At 52.6% G+C, this 10891-nt stretch carries 10 protein-coding genes and 1 pseudogene; 5 read left to right on the top strand and 6 right to left on the bottom strand.

Annotated features, from left to right (window positions below; genetic code table 11):
- Nucleotides 1–85: 85 nt before the first annotated feature.
- The 3 genes from guaA (at nt 86) to PZH32_RS02365 (ending at nt 2930) form a co-directional block, all read left to right on the top strand.
- Nucleotides 86–1066: a glutamine-hydrolyzing GMP synthase gene (gene guaA, locus PZH32_RS02375; protein ID WP_275206031.1), complete on the top strand. Its 981-nt coding sequence runs from the start codon at nt 86–88 to the stop codon at nt 1064–1066.
- A gap of 77 nt (nt 1067–1143) precedes the next feature.
- Entirely contained in the window at nt 1144–1581 is a 438-nt protein-coding gene (locus tag PZH32_RS02370; protein ID WP_275206030.1) for a hypothetical protein, read from the top strand.
- Between the two features lie 740 nt (nt 1582–2321).
- Complete coding sequence (locus tag PZH32_RS02365) at nt 2322–2930, top strand: helix-turn-helix transcriptional regulator (protein ID WP_275206029.1); 609 nt, start codon at nt 2322–2324, stop codon at nt 2928–2930.
- 356 nt (nt 2931–3286) lie between these two features.
- Here the strand turns inward: PZH32_RS02365 and PZH32_RS02360 are convergent, their stop codons facing one another.
- Nucleotides 3287–3457, bottom strand: coding sequence for a YjzC family protein (locus tag PZH32_RS02360; RefSeq protein ID WP_275206028.1), 171 nt, complete (start codon nt 3455–3457; stop codon nt 3287–3289).
- A 241-nt stretch (nt 3458–3698) separates the two neighbouring features.
- Between PZH32_RS02360 and PZH32_RS02355 the strand changes: the two genes are divergently transcribed.
- Both PZH32_RS02355 and PZH32_RS02350 read left to right on the top strand, forming a co-directional pair.
- Nucleotides 3699–4745, top strand: coding sequence for an AAA family ATPase (locus PZH32_RS02355; RefSeq protein WP_275206027.1), 1047 nt, complete (start codon nt 3699–3701; stop codon nt 4743–4745).
- Nucleotides 4735–7008 carry a S8 family peptidase gene (locus tag PZH32_RS02350; protein WP_275206026.1) on the top strand — a complete coding sequence of 758 codons (2274 nt, stop codon included), beginning with the start codon at nt 4735–4737 and terminating at the stop codon, nt 7006–7008. Before PZH32_RS02355 ends, PZH32_RS02350 begins: the two co-directional genes overlap by 11 nt.
- 298 nt (nt 7009–7306) lie before the next feature.
- Here the strand turns inward: PZH32_RS02350 and PZH32_RS02345 are convergent, their stop codons facing one another.
- The 5 genes and pseudogenes from PZH32_RS02345 to PZH32_RS02325 all read right to left on the bottom strand — a co-directional run bounded on the left by PZH32_RS02345 (nt 7307) and on the right by PZH32_RS02325 (nt 10861).
- Nucleotides 7307–8668, bottom strand: coding sequence for a hypothetical protein (locus tag PZH32_RS02345; protein WP_275206025.1), 1362 nt, complete (start codon nt 8666–8668; stop codon nt 7307–7309).
- A complete protein-coding gene (locus tag PZH32_RS02340) occupies nt 8658–8969 on the bottom strand; it encodes a hypothetical protein (RefSeq protein ID WP_275206024.1) in 312 nt (103 codons plus the stop codon). The genes PZH32_RS02345 and PZH32_RS02340 overlap by 11 nt, the downstream gene beginning before the upstream one ends.
- A 2-nt stretch (nt 8970–8971) precedes the next feature.
- Nucleotides 8972–9555 (bottom strand): annotated as a pseudogene (locus tag PZH32_RS14205) (type ISP restriction/modification enzyme).
- Between the two features lie 103 nt (nt 9556–9658).
- Nucleotides 9659–10108 carry a GIY-YIG nuclease family protein gene (locus PZH32_RS02330; RefSeq protein ID WP_275206023.1) on the bottom strand — a complete coding sequence of 150 codons (450 nt, stop codon included), beginning with the start codon at nt 10106–10108 and terminating at the stop codon, nt 9659–9661.
- 189 nt (nt 10109–10297) lie between these two features.
- Nucleotides 10298–10861 (bottom strand): TetR/AcrR family transcriptional regulator, encoded by a 564-nt coding sequence (locus PZH32_RS02325; protein ID WP_275206022.1) that lies wholly within the window; start codon nt 10859–10861, stop codon nt 10298–10300.
- Nucleotides 10862–10891: the final 30 nt, after the last annotated feature.

Below are 10891 nucleotides of genomic sequence, written 5' to 3'. Positions count from 1 at the left end.
GGCTTGTCAACGCGACGTAAGCCCATCGTCACGCTATAATTCTTCCGAAGTCATTTCCGCGGTCCGAACCCCAAGGAGGTCCTCAATGGACGAGAACGTACGACCTGAATCCATGGAGCGCATCACCACGCCCGAGCTGGCCCAGGCTTTCATTGACGAGCAGGTGGCGGCCATTCAGCAGCAGGTGGGCGACAAGAAGGTGCTGCTGGCCCTGTCCGGCGGCGTGGACTCCTCGGTGGTGGCGGCGCTGCTGATCAAGGCCATCGGCAAGAACCTGGTGTGCGTGCACGTGAACCACGGCCTCATGCGCAAGGGAGAGTCCGAGCAGGTCATCGACGTGTTCCAGAACCAGATGGACGCGAACCTGGTGTACGTGGACGCTACGGACCGCTTCCTGGACTTGCTGGCCGATGTGGACGAGCCGGAAACCAAGCGCAAGATTATCGGCGGCGAGTTCATCCGCGTGTTCGAGGAAGAGGCCCGCAAGGTGGGCGACGAGGTGGACTTCCTGGCCCAGGGCACCATCTACCCCGATATTCTTGAGTCCCAGGACGGCGTGAAGGCGCACCACAACGTGGGCGGCCTGCCGGACGACCTGCAGTTCGAGCTGGTGGAGCCCGTGAAGCTGCTGTACAAGGACGAGGTGCGCGTGGTCGGCCGCGAGCTGGGCCTGCCCGAGAACATGGTGGAGCGCCAGCCCTTCCCCGGCCCCGGCCTGGGCGTGCGCTGCCTGGGCGCCATCACCCGCGACCGTCTGGAAGCGCTGCGCGAGGCCGACGCCATCGTGCGCGAGGAAATGGAAGCCGCGAACGTGGGCGCCTGGCAGTACTTCGCCGTGGTGCCCGACATGCGCGCCACCGGCGTCCGCGACGGCGTGCGTGCCTACGAGTGGCCGGCGATTATCCGCGCCATCAACACAGTAGACGTCATGACCGCCGAGGTGCCGGAGCTTGATTGGGCCTTGCTGAAGAAGATGACCGAGCGGATTACCCACGAGGTCCCGGGCATTTGCCGCGTGTGCTACGACCTGACCCCGAAGCCCGTGGGAACCGTGGAGTGGGAATAGGTTTTATTGCGTTAACGCACCAACATGGTTGAGTTTAACAAATAGTGCGTGAACCCGAAAAGAGAGAGGTGCTGGGAATGCCATCGAATATCCTTGAATCCTATGAGCCGCTTAAGTGTAGAGTATGCGGCGCTGATTTGCTGGCGGCAAATCGAGAGCGCTCTGGCATCATCGTATTTGAGAAAGATCTAAAGTCAAAGGATGTCGACAAATTTGTTCAATGCTATGCGGTTTGTAAAGGAGATTGCGACGAAACTGCAAAATTACATTTTGTATCCAAGGAAAATGTAACATATTGGGAAGATTTAGACGATTTGCAAATTCCCTATTATTTTCTTAAAGAGGTAATCGCTGTTATAAATGGGCTTCATAGCGGGAAAACAATATACGACAACAACTGCTTGGAGGAGCTAAAAAGCATTCTGGTAAGAATCTCGCAAAACACCCTGAGAGACCAGACTAAAGAAGAATTAAACAGACTTAAAAGCCTGGTCGCACTTCCAGATTGGCTATAGCCCTAGTGGCAACCTCAGCAATGAGGTAACCACCGTCCGCCTTGACTCATTCTAGGCTGCATGCGAGCCGCCTTGCATGCAGCCACTTAAGCCACTTGCATACCCCCAATCTCCACCAGCGCCGCGCTGATGTCTTCGCAGACGATTAGCGTGAGCGCTCTTGGCGGACATACGAGCTGCCGCTGTCGAGCGTGTCGGCCAGCCTATCCATGTAGGAGTAGACGAGATAGGTCTCCGCACTTGTCCTTTGAAGCTCCTGCAATGCTCGATACGCAATCCCGTTGTCCTTCTCGCAGAGCAACTCGAATGCCCCGATACGCCCTTTTTGTCAGTCACCGCTCGTCTCCCATTTCTTAATCCCATAAGCCACCGATCGGCAAAGTTTGCCTTCGTCCTCGTCCATTATAGGTTGCACGCCGAAGCTGCGCCCTTCTCCTCATGATCGGCAGATCCCCCTGATCTCGCCTGCCTATCATCAATGATTTACCCGTTCGGAAGCTCGGAGTCAATTAGAGCCGATAATCTGGGATAGCACGGGGGTCATCCGTAAAACCATTGGTCTGCGCACTGGCGTAACAATCACGCATGATCCGACGATCGCATATGCAAAGAAACACCAATTCAAGCGTGAGGCAAAAGACTTTTGTCAGTGCCGATTGGCTGGCAAGGGCTGTTTGCAAAAGACATTTGGTTGTAATCTTTTGCGCCATGGCACATCTTGAGTCGAGAAAGGACACGCAGTGGAGCTCAAGAAACACTTGAAGGAGCATCGGCAGCGCCTCGGTCTTTCGCAGGAGGACCTTGCCGAGCGCATCTTCGCGACGCGTCAGACCATTTCCAACTGGGAGATGGACAAGACGTACCCGGACGTGCAGAGCCTCTTGCTCCTGAGCGACCTCTTCGGCGTGTCCATAGACGAGTTCGCGAAGGGAGATGTAGCCGCAATGGAGTCGGAGATCAAGAGGGAATGGAAAAGGATGTCTCGGCTTATCGCGGCAGCATGGGGCCTCATCGCCTTGGGCATCCTGTGCGCGGTCGCGGGGTTCGTCGCGCACACGGGGCCGTCGTCGGTTCTCCCCGGATGGAGCGAGGGCGAGGTACTCGGATGCGTCGCGTTCCTCTTTCTCTGGCTGATAGGCCTGGGGCTTGCTCACCAGGTGGAGCGGATGAAGAAGGCCAGCGACCTTGTCACGTACAAGGACATCCTCGCTTTCTCGAAAGGCGAGCAGCCCGTGCGCGACAACGATGTGCTCGGCCGTCGCCAGCCGCTGGCATCCAACGCGTTGAAGTTCATCGCGGCGGCGCTTGTGGGCCTGGCTATCGCCTTTGTCGTCGCAAGATTTCTGTAGGAACAGTCGCAGTGGAAGGAAGGTACGTCATGGACAGTTTGATAGCGATCATCATCTTCGCAGTCTTCATCGCGGGAGGGAGCTGCTCCCTCGCCGGGACATGGTGGGCGAAAAAGGCGAGAGGCAAGGAGCAGGACTCTGGTACGCCGAATACGCAGGCGTAGGCAGCGGCTGCCTCCAAGGCTCGGGCCGCATCGCCCATAGTTGATCCTTCGACTTACCTGGTATGCGGAGCTCAAGGAATAGATAAGTATCGACGAGGGCGGCGTGAAGCCCTCAGACACTTCGCGCGAAATCTACCTATCGTGAACAAGCAGGGCTGCATGGCGAGATAAGTTTTGCAACCCTGCTTGTCTTTACTTTGTCCAGCGATGCCCAGGTTCTTGAGTGGGAGGAAGGCGATCACCAGGATCGATATGGACAACTCTCGGATCCCTAACCGCTCCCCCTCGGGGACCAACTTCGTGGTATGTTCCACTCGGGCAGTTATCCGTACCCGGCTTGATTAACGGTTTCTTGTAGTTCATAATTAAACAACTCCTTCTCTAGGAGAAACATTTAGCTAGGTCACAACACCTAGCTCCCTGGGCTGCCGTTGTCATTGCCGTGACAACGGCAGCTCGCTTTAGCGAAGCCCCAGGGCTAGCTTTCGCTATCTCGCCAAACAGACTGTAACTCATACGGTCATCTTTTGCAACCCTTATTTGAACTATCTATTTCCCAAATTGCTCTTATAGTCTATAATACGATTACAGCAGAGGAGGATCTATGAAAAAATCCAATGTGGTCAACCTTATTCAATACCACGTAGAACACAACAATCGTGCTTTTATGGATGAGGCCTTCGAGATTGCCCGAGATTTCGACCAAAACGGTGATAGCAACCTTGCCGGCTACATCATGTCTCTTCTCTCGTCTTCAGGCGCGTTTACGACCCAAGCCTATGAAGCTGATTTCGATTATTTAGTCAAAACTTCCACTTCGAACCGCCCACTTCCCCTCCCAGATTCTATCTTTGAAGACGTGCGGGGCATTATTAATGCCGCAAGCCGCGATGTCGGAATAAACAAATTTTTATTCAAAGGAAGACCGGGGTCGGGAAAGACTGAGACCGCCAAACAAATCGCTCGGCTTATGAATCGGGAATTGCTTAGCGTTGATTTCAATGCGGTTATTGACAGCAAACTTGGTCAAACGAGCAAAAATATTTCCAGCCTCTTCAAAGAAATTGCCCGGTTATCGAACCAGAACAACTATGTCCTGCTTTTCGATGAAATCGATGCGCTAATTCTTGACCGAGTCAATAGCTCGGATCTTCGCGAAATGGGAAGAGCGACATCAACTTTTTTGCGGGAGCTTGATGATATGGGATCTAGAGTCGTTCTCATTGCGACAACCAACTTATACGATTATTTCGATAAAGCTGTTTTGAGACGATTCGATTTCGTTGTTGATTTTGACAGGTATGCCCACAAGGATCTCTGCGACGTCGCAGAGACCATTCTCGAGCAAATGCTTAGTAAGTTCGAGGTCAGAGGAAGAAACGCAAGGCTCTTTAGAAAGATTCTTTCACGTAGCGACAGCCTTCCCTATCCAGCAGAGCTTGAGAACATTATCAAGACTTCGGTTGCGTTTAGCAGTCCTTCCATCGAGGGCGATTATCTCAGAAGACTTTACGTCGCACTTGTGAAAAATCCCACCGATAATATCCAAGAGCTCAAAACCCAAGGATTTACATTAAAGGAAATCGAGATATTAACCGATACCTCTAAGAGCTCTGTAGCCAGAAAGCTGGAGGACGCCAATGTCAAGTAACGAACTGCTAGAGCTCAAAGGTTCGCTTTCTCAAAGAAAAGGGAATCCTGCTGGACCACCCGTACTTCCAAAAGGAGGATATGTTTCGCTTAAGCATGTTAATGAGCTAATCGAGCAATTGGCAGCTGTACAGGCTTTCTGGCGAGATAATGAGCTGGAGCTTAATCCTCTAGTAAGCGTGTACTACACTCGGATTATTGCGAAAAGCAATCGGCTGAGCAGAGTTCTCGCTCGAGACAAGGAGGATCCAAGCATCAATATTGTCGGCGCACGGTTTTACGACTATCCTTATAAACCAAAGCATCTCATTACGTATCTCGTAGACGATGGCGTTCTTACGTCCAGCATTGGCTTACTAAAGGTTGTTAGCGAAATAATTCAGAATCAATTTGATGGGCTCATTGACGCTGACAAATTGAAACTCGCAATGGCACCAGCAAGCTCGTATGACTTTAAAAGCATCAACAAAACAACGTTCGGCAACGCCGTTCGTGATGCCTTTTATGTCGATAAGTTTGGTGTCGATCGAGAATTTGAGAAGAAAAAGTCGCACGATACAATGATCGTCTCGCTGTTCGAAAACACCATCAGCGCATCAGAACAACTTAGCTTATTTGATATCAAACCTCTTGGAGCATCTGAACTCGAAGGCTCTTACAGGCTAACTAAGTCTGACTACGAGAAGCTACAAAGGAAGGCTCCTTTTCTTATTTCAATGTCGACTGATCTCAGTACGTATGAGCCCGATCTGCCAGCCGGCAAATCAAAAAATCCTCTTCCGCTCTATATCCCCGACCCAGAAGGCGAACACCAAGTTGGTGTTATTGATACAGGTTTTTTCGAGGAAGCGTATTTTGCAGATTGGGTTGAGACCGACTATAGACTTGACGCTGGATTCGGTCAGCTAAAAGAAAAAGATAAGGAGCACGGCACGGCCGTCTCCTCACTAATTGTTGACGGTCCTGCCCTGAATCCAGAGCTCGAGGACAACTGCGGACGCTTTCGTGTCAAGCATTTTATTGTTGCCAAGAGCGGCGAGTTCGATTCTTTCCAGATTCTGCGTAATATTGAGCAAATCGTGAACGAAAACCCCAGAATCACAGTTTGGAATCTTTCGCTAGGTTCCAAGCTCGCAATTGACGTTAATGCCATATCCCCCGAAGCCGCAATTCTTGATCGCATCCAAGCCGAAAATAATGTTATTTTCATCGTAGCCGGCACGAACGATACAGACAATGCGGAGGATAGACGAATCGGGGCGCCCGCTGACTCGGTGAACTCAATTGTTGTTAATAGCGTTGATATTAACAACAATTTAATGAATACTTCGCGGCGAGGGCCTGTCCTCCAGTTTCATTCCAAGCCCGATGTTTGCGCTGTCGGCGGAACTGAAGACAAACCAATTACTGTCGCGGGTGTTTTCGATACAGTGTTAGGGTATGGAACATCATATGCGGCCCCTTGGATAACTCGCAAAATCGCATTTCTTGTATACAAAATGGGCCTGCCTCGAGAAATAGCCAAGGCACTTGTCATTGATTCGGCTATAGGATGGAGAAGGATCGAGGAGTCAAATTTCAGGGGTTTTGGCACGGTTCCCAAAAACATTGAAGACGTTCTCAACTCTAATGCAGATGAGATCAAATTCTTCTTAAGCGCAAGACTGCAAAGCTACGAAACCTCAACGATGCAATTGCCCATACCCATGGAAAAGAACAACTTTCCGTTTGCGGCACGAGCGACTCTTTGCTATTTCCCAAATTGCTCCAGAAAAGAAGGCGTGGATTACACGCGTACAGAGGTAAGTCTTCGTCTCGGGAGAGTATTTGAAAGAGTTACGAAAAAGGCTGATGGGACCGAAGAGCGCAAGTTCGCGATTAAACCTATCAACAATGACAAACAGGACACGCTCGATGCTGCTATCAGCGAAGATATAGCCCGCGATAATTATCGCAAATGGGACAATGTGAAACATATAGGGGAAATTATCAAACCTGGTGCTCGGGCGAAAAAGTCTTATGGTTTTGGCCGTTGGGGGCTTGCATTCACGCTTAAAGACCGAGCGAGCGTACGGTCCGAAAGAACAAGTGAGGACACGCCTGTTGGCGTAGTTGTCACCTTAAAAGACTTGCACGGAAACAATCGCATTGACGAGTTCGTGTTTAACTGCCAGGCGGCAGGATGGATTGTCAATCGCATCGACATGGAAGCAAGGCTTGATCTTCGACAAGAGATGGATGCAGAAATCGATTTTGATGACTGATTAACGGCAAACAAGAGCAAGACGTCTGCGAGCTTGAGTAGCGCACGAAATCATCATTAAACGACAAACATACTAGCTCCCTCGCCGTCCAATCGTCTCCGACTCGCAGTCAACAGCCAGGCAGTCTCCTCTTTTGGGGAGTTCTGCACGGTCAGCCTGCTGGTTTGGATCATGCCCCCAATGTTGGCGTTAGAGCTGGGCTAAATCAACTACATGAGGCTGCAATAGAAATCTTGAACCAAGGCGATGAGCTCAGGGGAGGTGCCGCATGCACACCTTGCAGCATCACAGCCAAATGCTAGCCGAACACTATCGTAAACCCTTCAGCCCCTTTAGCCAGCCTCTCTTCTGACCGCCTCAGTAATTCCCCTGTCTCAACTGCAATCTGGTCCAGCACATATTTGTTCTGCTGATCCGGCTTATCCAAAAGCACCCACTTCGCCTGCTTGAAGGAATATACCGCAAATGCCACCCACTGCGGGTAGTTGATCGCCAGTGGGTTCTTAGTGAAGTAGACGTTCCCAGCATTTACAGCGGTCGCACCGGCGTGGGCAATGAACAACATCGTGCCCAGCTTGGGATGTTTCGCATGCTTAATGGAAAATGGGATGCTATCCTTGGCTGAATGTCCCTCGCTGATCCTCTTCGCAGCCCATCCAAGCCGCACAATTACCTCGGCAACCATAACGGGAACAGCCTGAGACACAAAGTGCACGAAGTCGTATCCTTCGAAGTACATTCCCTGCACAATCTCAGCAATCGTCTGGCTGTCAGGGCCGAACTTTCCAACCTGCAAAGTATTGAACAGCCCCATCAAAGGCGCAGGCAGGCCCATCGAGGTGCTCGCGTCACTCATAAAGTGAAGCACCTGTTTGCATACAGCGCTGAAGATATCCTTCTCCGTTCGGTCGGCATATCCAGCCACAGCCTGCGAAACGAGCTTGCCAGCCTTATCGATCGTTGTCATCTTGCCGGTCACGATATCGTGCACCCCTACAAACAGCCCCAGAAACGGATCATGGCCAAGCGATAGCAACCGATGGTAGTAGGCGCTAAGCCCCTCCACGTACTCAGCGGTGTTTCTGTTGTCCTGAGCGTCGTAGGGTACCTTCGACCGCATCTGGTTTGCCAGACGCTCCATTTCTTCTCCAGGGAAAGCCTGATCGAACTGCTCGCGAATGAAATTACCGAGCGGGGCCTCCTTTATCCCATCCTTGGTTTTCTCGGGAACGCCCACCGCGAGAATGTCGAGGGCGGCAGATACTACTGCGGCCGAAGCGGCAATGCCAATGTCAAGCTTGTCCAGGCGATGGATGCACTTATAGGACTCGTTGAGCTCGTGGATGACCTGAGTGCATCCCTCCAGCTCGTCAGAACCCAAAAGCTCGTCCAACCTGGCGTCCCCCTCTATAACCTGATCGGACCCCCTTACCATCTGGCTCCATGAGGACACCCGTACAAGCTGGGGCTCGTCTTCCACGTCCACTCCGTCTCCGACGTCCTCCACCTTGACGCCCCGAAGCGCAAGGAAGTCGTCGGCCTTATCGAGGGCGCTGCCCAGATCATCATCAGTGTCGTCACACAGCGCAGCGAGTCGAATCTTCTGCGCCGCGAGGACATTAGTCACATCCTGAACCTGCTCGTCGACCCTATTCCGCATTGGCCAGCTTGCCTTCCAACTCCACAATGCGCGCCATGAGCTTCTCGCTCTGCTTTGCGAGCTTCCTGGCCTTGCGCCTATCCCCACGCCTCCCTTGCTCCAATATCAAGATCTCTGCCTCGTGATCAATAATCACCTTCTGCAGACTGGCAATTTCTTCCTGGTATTTCTTCGCATCAACCTTACGCGTGACAAGGCTTCCAAGTGCAGTACCCACAAGAACCAGCAAACCGCCAAAGAGCCCCTTAGCAAGCTTCGGCCTCGACGTAATCGCGCCTATCAGCTTCTGAAGGAAATTCACTGCTATTCTCCAGCCTTCCATGCGAACGGGAAGCAATCCGGCTGCGGAAGCTCGTTCAGCAAAAGGAGCTGACTAACTATTTCCAACGTCTGCATTGAGACTGCCACTAGACGCGGTGTCAGCCTGCTGGTATATGCCGGGTCATTGCCATAATCGGTAGGATCGTTCACGATTCCCGAGGTATTGTCCTTCTTAACTTGATACCTGTCAATCATCCATTCAAGCGGGCTGCGACCATTAACTTTGTAGTCGTTTGCCGTCTCGGGAATATCACGATACGTCAAGCACTCGTTGTAGACGAGCACCGTATATTCGTCCACATTTTTCCCAGTTTCAGGGTCTTTTCGCTTTCCCCACTTCATTTTTCCACACGGCCGAGATTCCCCTCATCTCCTTTGACAACCAGAGGATACGGCACCGCTGTCTCATAATTCAGATGCAGATCAGCAAGCTCTCTACCGGCAAAGGAGAATACCTTGAAGTCCTTGGCGAACGGAATGCGAGGCAGTTCTCTTTGCGGAAGGCCATTGCAGTGCCAGCGCAACTTATTCGCGAGAAACTGCAAACCACTGAGGTTTGATCGCATTCAGCTTGAGCTGGTGCAAATTTTGCACCAGATTCCCCTTGGGTTTCGCCATCGGCGCAGTTGTCAAGAAATGCTTTACTGCTGCAGCCTTCTGTAGCCCGCTTTATTTGAAGTAGTTGTCGATATGCTGGTTGCCGCAGATCCCGGTCCTCCTTACTCCCAGCAAGAGACCCCCTGAAGGGTCGACCCCATGCATCCGCCCTCGGCGCCCTTCCTGCAATCGCACCATCCCCGGCATGCGCTCGGCCACGAGAACAAGCGGCGCCTCCAGGTCATCGGGGCCGACGTCGCCGGGATCGTCGTACTCGAGCAGCTCCACCACCTCGTACTCGAACCCTTCGGCGTCGTGCTCGTTCCACAGCGCCTGAAGCTGCTTACAGCGATGCAGGCCGCCGTCGAGCCGCGCTCGCACGCCGTTCATGGCCCGGTCGGTATCGACAGCCGCACCCAGGAACACGTCGCCCGTCGCCGTGCACGTAACCGCGAACACGCCCATGTTGGGGCGACGGCTCTTCCAGGCCGCCGCAATCTCCTTGCGCTTCGCCGCATCCATAGCCCTCGCTCCTCCTCTTCGTCCAATCAACGCACGACATCGTAGCACGACCATTGGGCCCCCGGCGGTATAGGGTGCGAGGGGCGAGGATGCGGCACTGCACGAGACAGCAAATGAGACGACTCGCAATGAGACGGCCAACCGTCTGAGTCGCCTCGCCCCGCGAAACAACTCAGACGGTTGGCTGTCTCAGAAAGAGTCCCTCGGCGACTCAATGCACGCGAAAACGAGCTGTCGCGCTAGGGGCGCCAACTCCTCCACGAGGATATCTTCGCCGCTCTTGAACCACCGTGCATAGAGCGAGATCAGCCCACTCGCTATGAATTCCGCAATATAGGGCGCCTCTTCGGCGGAGGCGCGCCCGGCAAGAGCCTGGAGAATAAGAGGCGTCAATGCCTCCTTCGCACGAGCCATAAAAGACGGGCTTCCGTTTTCGCCAAAAAGAAGACCTATCAGAGCACCGTGGTCACGATAGGTTTGCGAGACGAGGTTGATGATGTCGAAGCTGCCACTTGAAGCGATAGCCCTTTCCGCGGTTTTTTCCATCGCATCTACCAACTCGTCCTCAACCGACTGCTTAAGGTTTTGAACGCTGGTGAAATACTCATAAAACGTTGATCGGTTCACGCCGGCCTCGCCGATGACCTCTGAGGCAGTAACCGCCTTTCCAGGATGCGTTCTATATAAATTTATGTAGGCGTCTATGAGTCGCTGCCGGGTGGCAGCTCGCCTCATTGGATCTTTCTTGGCCATGTTCGCCCTCTTATTCCGACAATCCCCGAA

The organism is Adlercreutzia equolifaciens (genome assembly GCF_029076695.1).
Lineage (GTDB): Bacteria > Actinomycetota > Coriobacteriia > Coriobacteriales > Eggerthellaceae > Adlercreutzia > Adlercreutzia equolifaciens_A.
Note: the sequence above shows the minus strand (reverse complement) of the source record. Positions and strands in the feature narration are given on the sequence as shown.

What these genes read in the sequence shown, in the direction of transcription:
- guaA (WP_275206031.1), top strand. Translation starts at nt 86, where the DNA reads ATGGACGAGAACGTACGACCTGAATCCATGGAGCGCATCACCACGCCC.
- PZH32_RS02370 (WP_275206030.1), top strand. Translation starts at nt 1,144, where the DNA reads ATGCCATCGAATATCCTTGAATCCTATGAGCCGCTTAAGTGTAGAGTA.
- PZH32_RS02360 (WP_275206028.1), bottom strand. Translation starts at nt 3,457, where the DNA reads ATGAACTACAAGAAACCGTTAATCAAGCCGGGTACGGATAACTGCCCG.
- PZH32_RS02355 (WP_275206027.1), top strand. Translation starts at nt 3,699, where the DNA reads ATGAAAAAATCCAATGTGGTCAACCTTATTCAATACCACGTAGAACAC.
- PZH32_RS02350 (WP_275206026.1), top strand. Translation starts at nt 4,735, where the DNA reads ATGTCAAGTAACGAACTGCTAGAGCTCAAAGGTTCGCTTTCTCAAAGA.
- PZH32_RS02345 (WP_275206025.1), bottom strand. Translation starts at nt 8,668, where the DNA reads ATGCGGAATAGGGTCGACGAGCAGGTTCAGGATGTGACTAATGTCCTC.
- PZH32_RS02330 (WP_275206023.1), bottom strand. Translation starts at nt 10,108, where the DNA reads ATGGATGCGGCGAAGCGCAAGGAGATTGCGGCGGCCTGGAAGAGCCGT.
- PZH32_RS02325 (WP_275206022.1), bottom strand. Translation starts at nt 10,861, where the DNA reads ATGGCCAAGAAAGATCCAATGAGGCGAGCTGCCACCCGGCAGCGACTC.